This is a genomic window from Streptomyces sp. NPDC088261 (genome assembly GCF_044740805.1).
Classification (GTDB): Bacteria; Actinomycetota; Actinomycetes; order Streptomycetales; family Streptomycetaceae; genus Streptomyces.
Map to the genome: position 1 here is coordinate 55,642 of NZ_JBIURL010000005.1, position 17,436 is coordinate 73,077.

Consider the following 17,436-nt stretch of genomic DNA (forward strand, 5'->3'; position numbering starts at 1 on the left):
TACATTGGCAGCGTGCCTCCTCGTCTCTCGCGCCCCCTCAGTCTCGGTCTCTGCGCCCTCCCGGTGGTCGCGCTGCTCGCCGTCGCGGGCGCCGCGCCGCTGCCGTACGCCGTGGCGCAGCCCGGACTGACCGCGAACGTCCTCGGGTCCGACCAGGGGCAGGAGGTCATCACCATCAACGGCGCGCCCACCCGCACGACGAAGGGGCAGCTGCGGCTGACGACCATCGTGGCGACCGGCCCGTCCGCCGACGTCGACCTGGCCGACGTGGCCAAGGGCTGGTTCCGCACCGACGAGGCCGTCCTGCCGCGTGACGCCGTCTACCCGTCGGGCCAGTCCGACCAGGAGATCCAGCAGCACAACACCCGCGACATGGTGGACTCGCAGGACTCCGCGACCGAGGCCGCCCTCGGCTTCCTGCGCGAGGACCCGGCGAAGGTCGACGTTCGCCTGCACCTCGCCGACGTGGGCGGCCCCAGCGCCGGGCTCCTCTTCGCCCTCGGCATCATCGACAAGCTGGACGGCGACGGCTCGGGCGGCGACCTGACCGGGGGCCGCGTCATCGCCGGTACGGGCACGATCGACGGGGACGGCAAGGTCGGCGCGGTCGGCGGGGTGTCCTTGAAGACCCAGGCCGCCGGGCGCGACGGGGCCACGGTCTTCCTCGTACCGAAGGCGGAGTGCGGGGACGCCAAGGCCGAACTGCCCCGGGGCATGCGGCTCGTGCCCGTCACCACCCTCAAGGGCGCGGTGTCGGCCCTGCGGGCGCTGGAGAAGGGCGGCTCGGTCCCGGGCTGCTGACCCCGGCGGCCGGGGCGGCGCCCGCGATCTCGTCGGAAGTGCCACCCGCCCGGTGCCGTTCCGGAACGCGCTCCATGTCCCGCCAGGCGGGGAAGACCAGCGGGCTCAGCGTCGCCAGCAGGTAGATCCCCCCGAAGGCCAGCATCGCGTGACCCAGCCCCGCCCGGTCCACCAGGAGGCCGGCCGCAAGCCCGCCCAGCGGCATGGTCATCTCCACGCCCGCCATGGTCACCCCCGACACCCGGCTGCGCAGCTCCGCCGGCACCCACTCGAAGATGACCGTGGTCAGGATCGGGTTGAGCACACCTGCCGCGAGCCCGCCGGCCGCCATCGTCACCGCCAGCGGCACCGTCCCGTCCACCAGCGCCCCGACCACGTACCGGGGCGCCCCGCATATGAGGAACGCGACCGCGAACACCACGCGCCGGGGGAAGCGGTCGCCGAACGCCCCGTACAGCAGGGCCCCGAGCAGCGCGCACCCGCCGAACACGGCCGTCAGCAGCCCGAGATCGGTGGGGCCGCCCAGATTCTCCCGCGCGTGGACCGGCAGCAGGACCGCGGACCAGCCCTGGTCGATGCCGTTGGTGATCATCACCATGACCGTGATCCCCAGCAGCAGGCGCGTGCGGACCAGGAACGCGTAGCCCTCGCGCAGTTCCGTGCGGTACCGCTTCACGGAGACGGGCGCGAGGCGCTGCGGCTCGGCCGCGCGCACTCCCCGTACCCCGGCGGCTATGAGCGCCGCCGAGACGGCGAAGGTCGCCGCGTCCAGGAGCAGGACCGTCTCGGCGCCGAGGAACGCGATCAGGACGCCCGCGAGCGCCGCCCCGAGCATGCGGGCCCCGCGGGAGACCGCGTCGAGCAGACTGGCGGCCCTGGGCATGGTCGTCCCGGCGCGCTCGGCGAGGTCGGGGACGAGAACGGAACGCGCCGTGAGACCGGGGGTGTGCACCAGACCGCTGAGGGCCATCAGCACGCACAGCATCCAGAACTCCAGCACCCCCGCGAAGTGCAGCAGCGGGACGGCGGCCACCGCGACCGCGCACACCAGGTCGGAGGCGATGGACACCCGGCGCCGGCCCAGCCGGTCGATGACCGGGCCGACGACCACGGCCGCGATCACCACCGGGAGCGTCGCGCAGAAGGCGACGATCCCGGCCCGCCCCGCGCTGCCCGTGGTCTGGAGGACGAACCAGGGGACCCCGATCAGGGTCAGTGAACTCCCGGCGATGGAGACGGTGTTGGCGGCGAGGACGGCGGCCAGCGGCCGTCTGTCGAACCCGGGCGCGGGCGCCGCCTCCCGGCGGCTCACGCGAGGGGGATTTCTCGCGCGGGCGGACGGCTCGCGAGGCGCAGCCCCAGCTCCACCATCGTCCAGCCCAGCCGTGCCCGGAGATCGTGCGACGCGGGGTCCGGCTCCCCGGGTGAGGCGGCGCGGGCGGCCCGCGCGGTGGACATGGCCCGCCGGTCCTCGTCGGCCTGCCCGCGTAGCTCGGTGGAGTGCTCGCTGTGCAGCATCAGGTGAATGTCGGCATGCATGAGGAACCCCCGGGTCGCGATCGATGAGGGGCGCCGAGGTGCCCGGCGCCGTGAGGAACGGTCGGTACGGTGTCGTCAGTTGTCAGTCTTCGGTCTGCGGCAGCGCGTGGAGATGGACGCGCACCTGTGCCACGTTCTCCGCGTCCTCCGGAAGAGCGCGGTCCCGGTAGCTCTCGATGAGCGCGTGGGCCTTCGCGTTCATCTCCGTCGCCAGCTCGGGCGTCAGCCGTAGGGTGTAGTCGCTGACGTTCGCCGCTCCGTGCCATTCGACGGGCCAGTCACCGATGGAGCCGATCCAGGTGGACAACTCCCTGGTGTGGGAGTTCGCCAGTTCCTGGAGAAACACCTCCAGGGCGGTACGGGTCTCCGGATCGACATCGGTGTAGAGCGAGCGGTCGAAGGTGACGCCCCGCCGGGCCGCCTTCCACCAGCGCTCCCGCCCCTTGCCGAGCTCCGGCACGTCCTCCACGAATCCGTACGTCGCCAGCTGCCGCAGGTGGTAGCTGGTCGCACCGCTGGACTCGCCGAGCCGCTCGCCCAACTGGGAGGCGGTGGCGGGGCCTTGGTGTCGCAGGGTGGAGAGCAGACGCATCCGTATCGGATGGGCGAGTCCACGCAGGCTGCGCGGATCGAGGTCGTGGACGTCGCCACCGGCCGGGGGCTGCTGGGCTTCTGACATGCCTCCACGATAGACACGCAAAGAACTCGATGCAAGGGTTTCTTTGCAATCAATCTTTTGCAGCCACTCCTTTGCACCCGATCGGCCGAGCGCACCTGTTCGGCCGAGTGCACCTCAGTCGAGCGCCGAACCCCCCGCCGCCTGCTCCACCAGCGGGATGATCCGCAGCGGCACCGGGTTCTCCATCACGATCGCCGTCGACGCCCGCATGATCCCCTCGAACCCCACCACCCGGTCGATCACCCGCTGGAGATCCGCGTTCGAGCGCGCCACCAGCCGGCACAGCATGTCGCCCTGCCCCGTCGTGGTGTGCAGCTCCAGCACCTCGGGAACGGTCGCCAGGTGGGCCCGTACGTCCGCCCCCTGCCCCTGCCTGATCTCCAGCGTCGCGAAGGCCGTCACCGGATAGCCCAGCGCCGCCGGGTCCACCGTCGGGCCGAACCCCCGGATCACCCCCTGCGCCTGGAGCCGGTCCAGCCGCGCCTGTACGGTCCCGCGCGCCACCCCCAGCCGCCGCGAGGCCTCCAGCACCCCGATCCTGGGCTCCCGTGCCAGCAGCACGATCAGCCTGCCGTCGAGTCCGTCGATCCCCATGACCGCCTCCCCCTCGCGTCGTTCCATGGTCACTCTGTGCAGATCGCCCCGTCATTCTGGCCTCCCGCCGGACAGATTGCCCAGTGAAGCCGCGAACTGTTGCGCACCTTGTGGAACGGGGTGACGCTGAGCCCATGGCAGACACCTCGATGCACCTCGGTACCGCTCCCGACACCGCGCGCGCCGCCGACCCCTTCCCGGTCAAGGGCATGGACGCGATCGTCTTCGCCGTCGGCAACGCCAAGCAGGCCGCGCACTACTACGCCACGGCCTTCGGCATGAAACTCGTCGCCTACGCGGGACCGGAGAACGGCAGCCGCGAGACGGCGAGTTACGTCCTCACCAACGGCTCCGCCCGCTTCGTCCTCACGTCCGTCATCAAGCCCTCGACCGACTGGGGCCGCTTCCTCGCCGCGCACGTCGCCGAGCACGGCGACGGCGTGGTCGACCTGGCGATCGAGGTGCCCGACGTCCGGGCCGCCTACGCCTACGCCACCGGGCACGGCGCACGCGGCATCGAGGAACCGTACGAGAGCAAGGACGAGCACGGCACCGTCGTCCGCGCCGCCATCGCCACGTATGGCGAGACCCGCCACACCCTGGTCGAGCGTTCCGGCTACGACGGCCCCTACCTGCCGGGCTTCACCGCCGCCGACCCGATCGTCGCGCCCCCCGCCAAGCGCACCTTCCAGGCCGTCGACCACTGCGTCGGCAACGTCGAACTCGGCCGTATGAACGAGTGGGTGGGCTTCTACAACCAGGTGATGGGCTTCACCAACATGAAGGAGTTCGTGGGCGACGACATCGCCACCGAGTACTCCGCGCTCATGTCGAAGGTCGTCGCGGACGGCACGCTCAAGGTGAAGTTCCCCATCAACGAGCCCGCCATCGCCAAGAAGAAGTCGCAGATCGACGAGTACCTGGAGTTCTACGGCGGCGCCGGCGTCCAGCACATCGCGCTCGCGACGAACGACATCGTCGCCTCCGTACGGGCCATGCGGGCCGCGGGAGTCCAGTTCCTCGACACCCCCGACTCGTACTACGAGACGCTGGGCGAGTGGGCGGGCGAGACGCGTGTCCCCGTCGAGACGCTGCGCGAGCTCAAGATCCTGGTCGACCGCGACGAGGACGGCTACCTGCTCCAGATCTTCACCAAGCCCGTCCAGGACCGACCGACGGTCTTCTTCGAAATGATCGAGAGGCACGGTTCGATGGGCTTCGGGAAGGGCAACTTCAAGGCGCTCTTCGAGGCGATCGAGCGCGAGCAGGAGAAGCGCGGCAATCTCTGACGTGCCGCTTCCGCACGGGTGTTGAACGCTTGGACGCCGTACGGCCCCACGGAAACTGACCCGTGGGGCCGTACCCGTCCCGGCACCGTCCCCGGCACCGTCCCCGGCACCGTCCCCGGACCTACTCCGCCTTCGCCGACGGCCCCGAACCCGCCTGCCCGTAAAGGTCCTTGGGACCACCCGCCGCCGGTTCCCCCAGCGCGTCCAGCGCCTCCCGCGCCTTCGGCGCCAGCAGCGGCGAGAACGCCGGATGGGTCCTCAGCGCCTCATCCAGATGGCGGCGCGCGGCCCCCGTCATCTCCAGCGAGCGCTCGATCTCGCCCCGGTGGTACGCGAACAGCGCGCTGCGCCTGCCCTGTCCGGTCGCCTTCTTCGCGTACGTGAGCGCCTCCCTGCCCTCGCCGGTACGGAACAGCGCCCACCCCAGCGCGTCCGCGACCTCCATGCTCCGGTGCCCGCGCGCCCACTCCGCCCGCAGCCGCTCCACCGCCGACTTAGGATCCCCGTGGTCGGTCTCGAAGCGCGCGAGGACCAACTCCTCGTTCACGCCCCGCACCTGCGCCTCCTCCGCGCGGGCGCGCAGCGCCGCGTACTGGTTCTGCGCGTCGCCGTCCAGCCCCCGCGCGTCGTACAACTCGCCCAGTTCCAAGGCGTACTCGGGCCTCGGCATCTCCTCGTTCGCCCGCTGGTACGTCGCGTACGCCTCCTCCGTACGGCCCAGCGCCGCCAGCGCCCTCGCCCGCCCCGCCAGGGACCCGGCGTGGTCGCGTACGGCCTTCAGCGCGCCGTCGAAGTACCCCAGCGCCTCCGCCGGTTCGCCCCGCTCCCAGGACAACTCGCCCTGCGTGGACAGCGCTTCGGCCTTCTCCACCGGAGAGGCCGCGCGCGCCGCCGCCTCGGCGGCCTTCGCCTCCGCGTCCTCACGCCAGCCGCGGTCCCGGTAGACCTCCGCGGACCGCTCCAGCACGGGCGCGCCCGAGTGGAGCTTCTTGAGCCTGTCGAGCGCCTTGCCCGCCGCCGCGTAGTCGCCGAGCCCGTTGTACGCGTCGATCAGGACCGGGTAGGCGGCCCAGCGGCCGGGCTCCCGCTTCCGTACCTCTTCGCCCCACTTCCGGGCGGCGCCGTAGTCGTGCCGGGCGTTGGCGAGCGCGCCGAGACCGATCAGCGCGTCGCTACGGCCGAACGCGCCGGCGGACGCGCCCTTCCCACGAGCGCCCCCGGTGTCCCCCGCGCCCCCCGCCCCCCGGGCCGCCCCACCCGGCGCCACCTGGAGCGACCGCCGCAGCGCCCGGTCCGCCTTCGGGAAGTACGCCGGATCCGCCCGCCGTACCCCCCGCTCCACATACGCCGAGCCGAGCACCGCCCACGCCCCCGCGTCCTCCGGATGCGTCCGTACCCGGTCCTCCCGGTCCCGGACGAGCGCCGCCAGGTCCGGCAGCGCCGCCGGCGCACCCGCCCCCACCGCGGCCATCGCACGGGCCTCGGGGCCGAGCGCGGGCGCCGGCTCCGCCCCCCGGTCCGGCACCACCAGCAGGACACCGGCGACCAGCGCTCCGCCGACCCCGGTGGCCAGCGCCGCCCGCCTGACCCGCTTGAGCTGATCCGTCTTCATGGCGTTCATGTTGATTACTGTGCGTCAATACGAAGAGCACACCCGCTCCCGCGTGGTGGATCGCAGACGGGTTCACACCGATGGCCCCGGATGCGACGCTGGGATCATGGACGATCTCCTCGCACAGCTGCGGGCAGGACTGCCCGACGAAGCCCTGATCACCGACCCCGACATCACGGCGTCCTACGCCCACGACATGGCGAGCTTCTGCGAGGCCGGCACTCCGGCGGTGGTCGTCCTGCCCCGGACGGTCGAACAGGTCCAGCACGTCATGCGCACGGCCACCGCCCTGCGCGTCCCCGTCGTCCCGCAGGGCGCCCGCACGGGTCTGTCCGGCGCCGCGAACGCCTCGGACGGGTGTGTCGTCCTCTCCCTGCTGAAGATGGACCGGATCCTGGAGATCAACCCGGTCGACCGGATCGCCGTCGTCGAGCCGGGCGTCGTCAACGCCACGCTCTCCCGCGCCGTCGGTGAACACGGCCTCTTCTACCCGCCCGACCCCTCCAGCTGGGAGACCTGCACGATCGGCGGGAACATCGGCACCGCCTCCGGCGGACTGTGCTGCGTGAAGTACGGCGTCACCGCCGAGTACGTCCTCGGCCTCGACGTCGTCCTCGCCGACGGACGGCTCCTCACCACCGGCCGCCGTACGGCCAAAGGGGTCGCCGGCTACGACCTGACCCGCCTCTTCGTCGGCTCCGAGGGCAGCCTCGGCATCGTCGTCCAGGCCGTCCTCGCCCTGCGCCCCCGGCCCCCGCGCCAGCTCGTCCTCGCCGCCGAGTTCGGCAGCGCGACCGCCGCCTGCGACGCCATCTGCCGGATCATGGAGAGCGGCCACACCCCGTCCCTCCTCGAACTGATGGACCGTACGACCGTCCGGGCCGTCAACGCCATGGCGAACATGGGCCTCCCCGACACCACCGAGGCCCTTCTGCTGGCCGCCTTCGACACCCACGACCCCGGGGCCGACCTGACGGCCGTCGGCCTGCTGTGCGAAGCGGCGGGCGCCACCGAGGTCGTCCCGGCGGAGGACACCGCCGAGTCCGAACTGCTGCTCCAGGCCAGGCGGTTGGCGCTCCCCGCGCTGGAGGCCGTCAAGGGCACGACGATGATCGACGACGTGTGCGTACCCCGGTCCCGCCTCGGCGACCTGCTCGAAGGCATCGAGCGGATCGGCGAGAAGTACGGGCTCACGATCGGCGTCTGCGCCCACGCGGGCGACGGCAACACCCACCCGACGGTCTGCTTCGACGCGGCCGACCCCGACGAGTCCCGCCGCGCCCGCGAGTCCTTCGACGAGATCATGGCGCTCGGACTCGAACTCGGCGGCACGATCACCGGCGAACACGGCGTCGGCGTACTGAAGAAGGACTGGCTCGCCCGCGAACTGGGCCCGGTCGGGCTGGAGTTGCAGCGGGGCATCAAGCAGGCGTTCGACCCGCTGGGCCTGTTGAACCCGGGCAAGCTCTTCTGACCGGCGGCCCCTCCCGCCGGACCAGGGGGTCACCCCGCCGGACCAGGGGCTCACCCCGCCGGACCAGAGGGTCACCCCGCCTCCACCTCCCCCTCGGCGGAGTCGGCCGGCTCCGCCGACCCGTCCGAGGGCCACGGATCCCGCAGCCACAGGTCGTCGGCGGGCGCCGGGGCCAGCAGCCCCGCCAGCCCCTCCTCGATGCCCAGCCGCTCGCACTCCGTCCCCGGCGGCACGATCCGCAGCGTCCGCTCCACCCACGCCGACACCGCCACGGCCGGCGCCTCCAGCAGCGCGTCACCGTCCGGGGAGGTGAGGGCCACACACAGGACGCTGCGCCCGCCGGACTTGGTCGGCCAGATCCGTACGTCACCGTGCCCGCACGGCCGGAAGATCCCCTCCACGAGCAGCTCCCGGGCGAAGGTCCAGTGCACCGGCGCCTCGGAGCCGATGTGAAAGGCGATGTGCACGGCGCACGGATCGTCCGTGCGATAGGTCAGCCGGGCCGGGACGGGGATGCTGCGCTCCGGCGACAGCACCAGGTTCAGTTCCAGTTCGCGTTCCACCACGGTGTGCATGGGCGGCACTTCCTCTCTCGGTACGGGCCCCGACGGCGGGCCGTACCGGTAGAGAGCGCGGTGCGGACGAATCATGACGCGACTTCCGACACGAATGTGCGGTACGACTTTTCGGTACGCGCGGCTTCCCGACCCGTACCCTCCGCCCCGTCCTCCGCCCCGTCCTCCGCCCCGTCACCCCGACCGGAAAGTGGCTCAAACGACCGGAGCGGCCATGGGGACCCCGGTGGTCTGATAGATGTGGACTCTGAATTGGCTCAGAGGAGATACGGGACCACGGTGATGAGCGCCCCAACCTCGGCGACCGGAGACGGCAACCCCGCTCCCGGCTACTACCCCGATCCGTCCATCCCCGGATACGTCCGGTACTGGAACGGAGCAGCGTGGGTGCCCGGATCGAGCCGCCCCGCACCGCCCGGTGCCGACGCGGCGGCCTCCGCCGCGCCCGCGGTGCCCGCCTTCGAGGAGACGGGGCCGGTGTTCTTCGACGAGGAACCGCGGGCCGCCGAACAGCCCCGGCAGGAACCGTCGTCCGCGTGGCAGGCCGACGCCTCCCGGCAGACCGGCTTCGGCGGCGAGCGGGACCACCGCGTCTCCTGGGGCGCGCCGCCCCAGGACCCGCGCGTCCCGAACCCGGCCCCCGAGCCCGCCTCGCCGCGCCGCGAAATCCCGCCGTTCCCCGCGCGCGTCGACCCGACGGGCGGAGCCCTGCCCGGAGTCCGCACGCCCGGGCCCGCCGCGGACGACGGCCCGCCCGTCACGGACGGCACGGTCGCGATCCGCGCCATGCGCCGCGGTGTCCCGTCAGGACCGGGCGCGGGTACGGGTCCCGGCACCGGTACGAGCACGGGTACGGGTACGGGAGCCGACACCGGCGACCGGCGCGGCGGCCCGGGCACCGGCGAGGGCGGTACGGACCGGCCCGCCGCCGTCCCCGGCCAGATCCCGTCCTCCGGAGCGGCCGGCCAGCCCCCCGTCGACAGCACGATCGCGATCCGCGCCCTGCGCGCCGCCCGCCGGGCCAAGGACGAGGACGCCGCGGCCGGCCGTACCGACCAGGCCGACGGCGCCCTGCCGGTCCGCTCCATGACCCCCGGCGCGGCCGGGGCGGGCACCGTACCCCCGCAGTCGCAGAAGGAGTCCCGGCAACAGGCACAGGCGCCGCAACCCTCGCCCCCGCAACCGCCGCAGCCCCGCCAGGCCGGCGCCGGCGGCGGCTCCGCCTCCTGGGCGCAGCAGGTGCACCAGCTCGCGCAGCCCGCCGGCGACCAGCCCGTCGTGCCGTGGAAGCCCCCGGTCAGCGACCCGTTCCTCCAGGCCGCGCAGGCCCAGGCGGCGGCCAGGCCCGGCGGTCTCGGCAAGCGCCTCGTGGCCCGGCTGATCGACACCCTCGTGCTCGGCGCGATCGTCGGGGCCGTCGCCCTGCCGCTCGCGGCCAGGGCCCGCACGCATGTGGACGACAAGATCGAGGCGGCGAAGCAGACGGGGGAGACCGTCACCGTCTGGCTGCTCGACTCGACGACGGCCGGGTATCTCGGCGCCGTGCTCGGCGCGCTGCTGGTCGTCGGGGTCCTGTACGAGGCGCTGCCCACCGCCAAGTGGGGCCGCACGCTGGGCAAGAAGCTCTGCGGCCTCCAGGTGCGGGACATCGAGTCCCACGAGTCCCCGACCCTGGGCGCGGCCCTGCGCCGCTGGCTGGTCTACGGGGTGCTGGGGTTGCTCGTGGTGGGCGTGCTCAACGTCCTGTGGTGCCTGTTCGACCGGCCGTGGCGGCAGTGCTGGCACGACAAGGCCGCGCACACCTTCGTGGCGGGCTGACCGCGCGGCACCGGTGAGGGGCGGTCCGGCCGCCTGACGGGGGATCGGCCGACCCTCCGTCAGCTCCGTCCGGCCGTCGGCCGTACCTCCGAACGGCGGGCAAGCCGTTGCGGGCCCTTCGCGGGCGCGGTGCACTGCCCCCATGAGCAACGACCGGCCGCCGCCCGACCAGCAGCCACCCGACGACGACCCGTTTCGCAAGAAACCGCGGCAGTCCCCGTCGTCGGAGGGCTCAGGATCGGAGGGCTCGGGGGCGGAGGGCTCAGGGCCGGGAGGTGACGGGCCGTCCGGGGACTCCCCGTACGGATCGCCGTACGGATCTCCCTACGGGGGAGCGGCAGGTGTCCCGCCCCCACCTCCCCCGGAAGGCTCCGACCCCTTCGGCGGCCCCCCGGGAAGCGGCCGGAGAGGCGGCCCCGGAGGCGGCGGCCGGTACGGGGGCAGGGGAGACGGTCCGTACGGGGGCGGGGGAGACGGTCCGTACGGCGGGGACCCGCTCGGCGGCGGCGGCCCCTACGGCGGCGCGGACCCCTACGCGGGCATGGCGCCCCTCGCGCCCTTCGGCAAGCGGCTCACGGCCCGGATCATCGACGTCCTCATCATCGCCATTCCGGTGGCGATCCTCTCGCTCGCCGTCGGCGGCTTCGACACGTCGACGTCGAACGGGAACAACGAGTGGAACGACTTCACCGACCAGGTGAACACCGGCAGGCAGTGGCTCTGGTCGCTCATCTCGCTCATCGCCTACGTCGCCTACGACACCCTGCTGACCAAGAGGAACGGCCAGACGCTCGGCAAGCGCTGGCTGAGGCTGCGCGTCGCGATGCTCAACGACGGCGGGGTGCCGGACACGAACGCCTCGCTGCTGCGGGCCGTCGTCCTCTGGCTGCCCGCGCTGCTCTGCTGCTTCTGCCTCTGGTGGGCGGTCATCATCCTGACGATCTGGACGGGCAGGCCCTACCGACAGGGCCTCCACGACCGGGTGGCCAGGACCGTCGTCGTCTCAGCGGCGCAGTGAATGCTGACCGAAGCGGGACTCCGCGCCCCCACCCGCGTGCGCGCGTGCGGCCGGCACCCGGGCCTCTTTGGCGGTCCCGGTCCCGGCACCGGAGGACGTACGGGCCCTGGCCGCGGCGCGAGCCGCCCTGGCCCGGCCGGGCAGCGGTACGGTCACGGCGACGATCAGCCCCAGGGCGAGAGCGGCTATACCGATCACCGCGACGCCTATGCCCGTGGACGTACCGGAGAGCAGCAGCATGACGAGGGTCGAGCAGACGACCGTGGCGGAACCGTAGGCGAGCTGTGCGGCAGTCGGACGCGGCATGGCGGAATCCGTCCCTCGGAGCATCGGTGTGGTGTCTCGCGTGTCTCGCACGTACGCCGCACTGCCGCTCGCAGTGGTCGCACAGGTGATCGCACTGTCAGTCGCAGTCTTCCCCGACTCTACGACGGTGGATGCCCCCGCGGAACCAACAGTAAGCGTGGGCTGACCCACGGTGCCGTCGCACGGGGGGCGCATGGAGTCACGCCCCCCGCCAAGTGGACGATTCGGTGCGCCCGTTGTTCGCGTGTCCCGGCCGGACCGGCATCCCGGCGCGGCCCGCGGCCGGGGCCCCTGCGGGCCCGGGGGCCGTACTCCGCCGCCCCCGTCCGTATACCGGAGGTCCCCCCGCGCATAATGCACTTGACCAGTTCAAGTCAAGGTCTGGCTTTTCTCCTTCAACTCAGATCAAATACAGCCACTTATGACGCGCATACGCGCGCGGATCCCCCAACTCCCGGACCGCCGCTCGCATGCGCCGGGGAGGACAGCATCACGTGATCAGCAACCGACGGGCAAGAAGAGTGTCCGCGGTGATCGTGGCACTCGCCGCGACCGCCGCCACCGCTTCTGCCTTCACCACGGCACAGGCCGAGGGCAACCCCTCAGCCGGTTCGGCCGGCATCGAGCGCCGCGACCCGGCTCCTCAGAAGGCCGAGGTCGACCACGACCTCGACGGCCCGTTCAGCAAGCAGCAGGCGGCCGAGCGCAGCGCCGCCATGGAACAGGTCGTCGCGGGTGACGCCAAGGTCGAGAAGCGCGGCGGCTCCCAGGTCGTCAAGCTCGGCAACAAGAAGTACGTCGAGCTGGGCCGCGAGAAGACCGACAAGATCTTCACCGTGCTGGTGGAGTTCGGCGACCAGGTGGACACCACCTCGCAGTACGACCCGGACGGCGCGGCCGGCCCCAAGCCGCCGGTCGTCAAGTACGGCGGCACGCCCGGGCCGCAGCACAACGAGATAGCCGAGCCCGACCGGAAGGTGGACAACTCCACCGCCTGGCAGGCCGACTACAACCAGCAGCACTTCCAGGACCTCTACTTCGGTGAGGGCAAGGACCGCAAGGGCCAGCAGAAGGAATCGCTGAAGACCTACTACGAGAAGACGTCCTCCGGGCGTTACTCGGTCGACGGCGAGGTCTCCGACTGGGTCAAGGTCCCGTACAACGAGGCCCGTTACGGCTCGAACTACTGCGGCAGCTCCAACTGCGCCAACGTCTGGGACGCGGTCAAGGACGGCGTCACCGCGTGGGCCGCCGACCAGAAGGCCAAGGGCCGGACGGACGCCCAGATCAAGACGGACCTCGCCGGCTACGACCAGTGGGACCGTTACGACTTCGACGGCGACGGCAACTTCAACGAGCCCGACGGGTACATCGACCACTTCCAGATCGTCCACGCGGGCGAGGACGAGTCGGCCGGCGGCGGCGCCGAGGGCACCAACGCCCTGTGGGCGCACCGCTGGTACGCGTACGGCACCGACGCGGGCCGCACCGGCCCGGCGGAGAACAAGTCCGGCGGTACGCAGATCGGCAACACCGGGATCTGGGTCGGCGACTACACGATGCAGCCGGAGAACGGCGGCCTCGGCGTCTTCGCGCACGAGTACGGCCACGACCTGGGCCTGCCCGACCTGTACGACACCGCGGGCGGCGACAACTCCACCGCCTTCTGGACCCTGATGTCGTCGGGCTCCTGGCTGGGCAACGGCAAGGACGCCATCGGCGACCGGCCGGGCGACATGACGGCCTGGGACAAGCTCCAGCTCGGCTGGCTCAGCTACGCCAAGGCCAAGGCCGCCACGAACTCGACGGCCAAGCTGGGTGTCTCGGAGTACAACACCAAGAACCCGCAGGCGCTGATCGTGGACCTGCCGCCCAAGGAAGAGACCACCACGGTCGTGAAGCCCGCCGAGGGCTCCAAGCAGTGGTGGAGCGACATGGGTGACGACCTCAAGAACACCCTCACCCGCTCGGTCGACCTGACCGGCAAGTCCACGGCGTCCTTGCAGCTCCAGGGCTGGTGGGACATCGAGGCGGACTACGACTACCTGTACGCCGAGGTCTCCACGGACGGCAGCAACTGGACGCCGGCCGAGGGCACCGCGGACGGTCTGCCGATCACCCGTGACTCGGCCGACAAGCCGGCGCTGACCGGTGGTTCGGGCTCGTACAAGAAGCTCGTCTACGACCTCAACGCCTACGCGGGCAAGAAGGTCGACATCCGCTTCCGCTACCAGACGGACGGCGGCGCGGGCGGCAAGGGCTTCGCGGCCGACGCGATCAGCGTGGTCGCCGACGGCGCCCCGCTCTTCACGGACAACGCCGAGGGCGACGACGCGGGCTGGACCGCGAAGGGCTTCTCGCGCATCGGTGAGTCCTTCACCCAGGACTACCCGCAGTACTACATCGCCGAGAACCGCCAGTACGTGTCGTACGACGAGACCCTCAAGGTCGGTCCGTACAACTTCGGGTTCGCGGCGCCGAACGACAGCAAGGTGGAGCACTTCCCGTACCAGACCGGTCTGCTGATCTGGCTGTGGGACACCTCGCAGAAGGACAACAACACCAGCCAGCACGCGGGCGAGGGTCTTGTCCTGCCGATCGACGCGCACGCGAAGGCCGAGAAGTGGGCCGACGGGTCGCTGATGCGCAACCGCATCCAGGCCTACGACTCCACGTTCAGCTGGTGGCCGACGCAGGGTCTGACGCTGCACAAGGCGAACGTCGCGGCCAAGATCAAGCCGAAGCTGGGCTCGCCCGTCTTCGACGACCGCAAGGGCACCTACTACGACCCGGCGAACCCGCAGGGCAGTGTGCAGGTTCCTGACACCAACACGAAGATCACGATCGTCGGTCAGCCGCTGGATGGCCAGACGCTCACGGTCCACGTGGGTCCCTCCGGCCGGTAACCGGAAGTAACCGCAGGTCAAACCATGATCGGCCGTCGCCCTCTAGCGGGCGGCGGCCGATCGTGTTTAGGTGCGTCCTACGGGCGTCTTATTGACAAGACGTCTCATGACGACGCTCGACCGGCACACGGGGGAGAGGAAGACCATGGCAGGCGGAGGCTTCAGCAGACTCCCGAACGGCACGGTGGTGGTGGCACTGACCCTGCCCAGCCCGGCGACCGAGGGCGGCGCGGTCCGCGTCCTGGTCCACGCGGGGAACCGCGCCCGCGCCCTGACCAGGCTGCGGAATCTGGGGCTCCGGGCGGTGTACCTGCGGGGGAACGCGGAGCCGCCGACGCTGGACGAGATCACGGCGGTGCTGCACCACCCGGACGGGCTGCTGTGGCGGACGACTCCGGAGTGCGTGGAGGAGCTGTGGCAGCCGATAGGCGCGTTGCTGAGGGGGCCGGTGGGGAGGGCGGCGTAGGGCCGCTTGTGGCCGTGTGCGGGCGGTTCTGTGGGCCCCCGGGCCGGTGGTGCACGGCCTCCGGCCGTATGTGTCCTCAAGCGCCGGACGGGCTTGATGTGTCGTGGTGCCGGGGGGTGGGGCCTCCGGAGGCACGGGTGTCCGGACTGCTATCCTCACCGCGCTTCGCGCGAGCTGCGACGCTTTACGTCCGGACACCCATGCCTCCTCCGGCCCCACCCCCCTCACGCCGGACGGGTGGATCAGGCCACCACTGGCTTGCCCCTGAGGGTTACTCCTGCTGTGCGCATCTCGTCCAGGGCGCGGTCCGTCGTTTCTCGGGACACGCCTGCCGTCAGGTCCAGGAGTACGTGGGTGACGAATCCCTCACTTGTCGCGTCCAGGGCCGTCGCGCGTACGCAGTGGTCCGTCGCGATGCCTACCACGTCGACCTCGGTCACCTCGCGCTCGCGGAGCCAGTCCGCCAGGCCGGTGCCGTTCTCGTCCGAGCCCTCGAAGCCGCTGTACGCCCCCGTGTACGCGCCTTTGTCGAACACCGCGTCGATCGCGCCGGACGCCACCGCCGGGGCGAAGTTCGGGTGGAAGCCCACCCCCTCCGTTCCGGCCACGCAGTGCGCCGGCCAGGTCGTCTCGTAGTCCGGGACCGCCGGAGCCGTGGCGAAGTGGCTGCCCGGGTCGATGTGGCGGTCACGCGTCGCCACCACGTGGCGGTACACGGCGGTCGCCTCGCCGATGAGGTCGGTGATGGCGGCGGCCACATCGGCGCCCCCCTCGACCGCGAGGCTCCCGCCCTCGCAGAAGTCGTTCTGAACGTCGACGACGATCAAGGCGCGGTGCATGGCTGGTTTCCTTCGGTGGGAGCGGACGGCTTCGGGGCGGTTGCGAGCCTAGAGACTCCGCCGCCCCTGGGGGAGGGGACGGGCGCCGGTCAGAGGTACACGGTCGGAATCACCGGCTCCCCGCGCGAGAGCTGGATCGCCGACATCGGCAGCCCCGCCCGCGCCGCGATGTGCCGGTCCCGCGCCGCGTCCAGCGGCTCGCGGGCCACCACCCTGCCGCCCTTGACCAGCTGCACCAGCAGCTGGTCGTCGAGCAGATCGGGCGGTACGGGCCCGGTGCCGAGCACCTCGGCCTCGGCGCGGCCCTCCGCGTCCCGCCGCCGCGCGGCCCACTTGCGGCCGCCGATCGACGTCTTCCCGCCCAGCGACTTCTTCGCCACGGGGACGAGCGGCGCCGCCGGGTCCGCGGACTCCGCGCGCGCCACGATCTTGTAGACCATGGAGCACGTCGGGTGCCCGCTGCCGGTGACCAGCTGGGTGCCGACGCCGTACGCGTCCACCGGGGCAGCCGCCAGCGAGGCGATCGCGTACTCGTCCAGGTCGGAGGTGACCACGATCCGGGTGTTCACCGCGCCCAGCTCGTCCAGCTGCTGCCGTACCCGGTGCGCGACCAGCAGCAGGTCGCCCGAGTCGATGCGGACGGCGCCCAGTTCGGGCCCCGCGATCTCCACCGCCGTACGCACCGCCTCGGCCACGTCGTACGTGTCCACCAGCAGCGTCGTGCCCCGCCCGAGCGAGTCGACCTGCGCCCGGAACGCGTCGCGCTCGGTGTCGTGCAGCAGGGTGAAGGCGTGCGCGCTCGTGCCCACGGTCGGGATGCCGTACCGGAAGCCGGCCGCGAGGTCCGACGTCGTGTCGAACCCGCCGACGTACGCGGCGCGCGCCGCCGCCACCGCCGACAGCTCGTGCGTGCGCCGCGCGCCCATCTCGATCAGCCGCCGCCCCCCGGCCGCCGCCGCCATCCGGGAGGCCGCCGCGGCGATCGCCGAGTCGTGGTTGAGGATCGACAGGATCACGGTCTCCAGCAGCACGCACTCGGCGAAGGAGCCCTCCACCCGCAGGATCGGCGAGCCCGGGAAGTACGTCTCGCCCTCCGGGTAGCCCCAGATGTCCCCGCCGAAGCGGTACGAGGCCAGCCAGGCCAGCGTCTCCTCGTCGACGATTTTCCGCTCCCGCAGGAAGCGCAGGACGTCCGCGTCGAAGCGGAAGTTCTCCACGGCGTCCAGGACGCGCCCGGTGCCCGCGACGACCCCGTACCGGCGCCCCTCCGGCAGCCGCCGGGTGAAGACCTCGAAGACCGAGCGGCGGTCGGCCGTACCGGCCCTGAGGGCGGCTCGGAGCATGGTCAGCTCGTACTGGTCGGTGAAGAGCGCGGTCGACGGCACGTCCACCGGCAGCCCAAGGTCCGCAGTGTTCATACAGACGATGCTACCCCCAATACTCGTCAGAGTGACGATTTCTTTTCCGCCGCCTCCCGCGCCGCCCCCGGAGTCGTTTGTGCGACCGGCCCCCGCGGGTGG

16 protein-coding genes are annotated in these 17,436 nt (G+C 71.9%); 7 read left to right on the plus strand and 9 right to left on the minus strand.

Annotation, left to right across the window (positions count from 1 at the left end; all coding sequences use genetic code 11):
• The first annotated feature begins 12 nt into the window (after positions 1–12).
• The gene (locus ACIODU_RS12055; protein ID WP_401766850.1) at positions 13–801 is read left to right on the plus strand and encodes a S16 family serine protease; all 789 of its coding nucleotides are present in this window, start codon (positions 13–15) and stop codon (positions 799–801) included.
• Here the strand turns inward: ACIODU_RS12055 and ACIODU_RS12060 are convergent.
• The 4 genes from ACIODU_RS12060 to ACIODU_RS12075 form a co-directional block, all read right to left on the minus strand.
• A complete protein-coding gene (locus ACIODU_RS12060; RefSeq protein ID WP_401766853.1) occupies positions 740–2,113 on the minus strand; it encodes an MFS transporter in 1,374 nt (457 codons plus the stop codon). The two genes, ACIODU_RS12055 and ACIODU_RS12060, sit on opposite strands and share 62 nt — an antisense overlap.
• Positions 2,110–2,340 (minus strand): hypothetical protein, encoded by a 231-nt coding sequence (locus ACIODU_RS12065; RefSeq protein WP_401766855.1) that lies wholly within the window; start codon positions 2,338–2,340, stop codon positions 2,110–2,112. Before ACIODU_RS12065 ends, ACIODU_RS12060 begins: the two co-directional genes overlap by 4 nt.
• Before the next feature lie 82 nt (positions 2,341–2,422).
• Positions 2,423–3,019, minus strand: coding sequence for an ArsR/SmtB family transcription factor (locus ACIODU_RS12070; protein WP_401766858.1), 597 nt, complete (start codon positions 3,017–3,019; stop codon positions 2,423–2,425).
• Between the two features lie 114 nt (positions 3,020–3,133).
• Positions 3,134–3,613, minus strand: coding sequence for an Lrp/AsnC family transcriptional regulator (locus tag ACIODU_RS12075; protein WP_356428841.1), 480 nt, complete (start codon positions 3,611–3,613; stop codon positions 3,134–3,136).
• A 149-nt stretch (positions 3,614–3,762) separates the two neighbouring features.
• Between ACIODU_RS12075 and hppD the strand changes: the two genes are divergently transcribed.
• Complete coding sequence (hppD, locus tag ACIODU_RS12080; RefSeq protein ID WP_401767339.1) at positions 3,763–4,902, plus strand: 4-hydroxyphenylpyruvate dioxygenase; 1,140 nt, start codon at positions 3,763–3,765, stop codon at positions 4,900–4,902.
• A gap of 121 nt (positions 4,903–5,023) precedes the next feature.
• Here hppD and ACIODU_RS12085 read toward each other — a convergent pair whose 3' ends face one another.
• Positions 5,024–6,523, minus strand: coding sequence for a tetratricopeptide repeat protein (locus ACIODU_RS12085; RefSeq protein ID WP_401766861.1), 1,500 nt, complete (start codon positions 6,521–6,523; stop codon positions 5,024–5,026).
• A gap of 97 nt (positions 6,524–6,620) precedes the next feature.
• Here ACIODU_RS12085 and ACIODU_RS12090 point away from each other — a divergent pair, with 97 nt between their 5' ends.
• A complete protein-coding gene (locus ACIODU_RS12090; RefSeq protein WP_401766864.1) occupies positions 6,621–7,988 on the plus strand; it encodes an FAD-binding oxidoreductase in 1,368 nt (455 codons plus the stop codon).
• A gap of 71 nt (positions 7,989–8,059) precedes the next feature.
• On the opposite strand, the gene ACIODU_RS12095 is transcribed toward ACIODU_RS12090, so the two are convergent.
• Positions 8,060–8,563, minus strand: coding sequence for an SsgA family sporulation/cell division regulator (locus ACIODU_RS12095; protein ID WP_356428715.1), 504 nt, complete (start codon positions 8,561–8,563; stop codon positions 8,060–8,062).
• 282 nt (positions 8,564–8,845) lie between these two features.
• Between ACIODU_RS12095 and ACIODU_RS12100 the strand changes: the two genes are divergently transcribed.
• Entirely contained in the window at positions 8,846–10,381 is a 1,536-nt protein-coding gene (locus tag ACIODU_RS12100) for an RDD family protein (RefSeq protein WP_401766867.1), read from the plus strand.
• A gap of 541 nt (positions 10,382–10,922) precedes the next feature.
• Positions 10,923–11,399 carry an RDD family protein gene (locus ACIODU_RS12105; RefSeq protein WP_356428709.1) on the plus strand — a complete coding sequence of 159 codons (477 nt, stop codon included), beginning with the start codon at positions 10,923–10,925 and terminating at the stop codon, positions 11,397–11,399.
• Here the strand turns inward: ACIODU_RS12105 and ACIODU_RS12110 are convergent.
• Positions 11,385–11,705, minus strand: a complete 321-nt coding sequence (locus ACIODU_RS12110) for a hypothetical protein (RefSeq protein ID WP_401766870.1) — start codon at positions 11,703–11,705, stop codon at positions 11,385–11,387. The genes ACIODU_RS12105 and ACIODU_RS12110 overlap by 15 nt on opposite strands.
• Before the next feature lie 494 nt (positions 11,706–12,199).
• Here ACIODU_RS12110 and ACIODU_RS12115 point away from each other — a divergent pair, with 494 nt between their 5' ends.
• Both ACIODU_RS12115 and ACIODU_RS12120 read left to right on the plus strand, forming a co-directional pair.
• Entirely contained in the window at positions 12,200–14,611 is a 2,412-nt protein-coding gene (locus tag ACIODU_RS12115) for an immune inhibitor A domain-containing protein (RefSeq protein ID WP_356428703.1), read from the plus strand.
• Between the two features lie 145 nt (positions 14,612–14,756).
• A complete protein-coding gene (locus ACIODU_RS12120; RefSeq protein ID WP_356428700.1) occupies positions 14,757–15,077 on the plus strand; it encodes a hypothetical protein in 321 nt (106 codons plus the stop codon).
• Positions 15,078–15,319: 242 nt separating this feature from the next.
• On the opposite strand, the gene ACIODU_RS12125 is transcribed toward ACIODU_RS12120, so the two are convergent.
• The gene (locus tag ACIODU_RS12125; protein WP_401766874.1) at positions 15,320–15,916 is read right to left on the minus strand and encodes a nicotinamidase; all 597 of its coding nucleotides are present in this window, start codon (positions 15,914–15,916) and stop codon (positions 15,320–15,322) included.
• 89 nt (positions 15,917–16,005) lie between these two features.
• Positions 16,006–17,334 (minus strand): nicotinate phosphoribosyltransferase, encoded by a 1,329-nt coding sequence (locus tag ACIODU_RS12130; protein WP_401766877.1) that lies wholly within the window; start codon positions 17,332–17,334, stop codon positions 16,006–16,008.
• Positions 17,335–17,436: the final 102 nt, after the last annotated feature.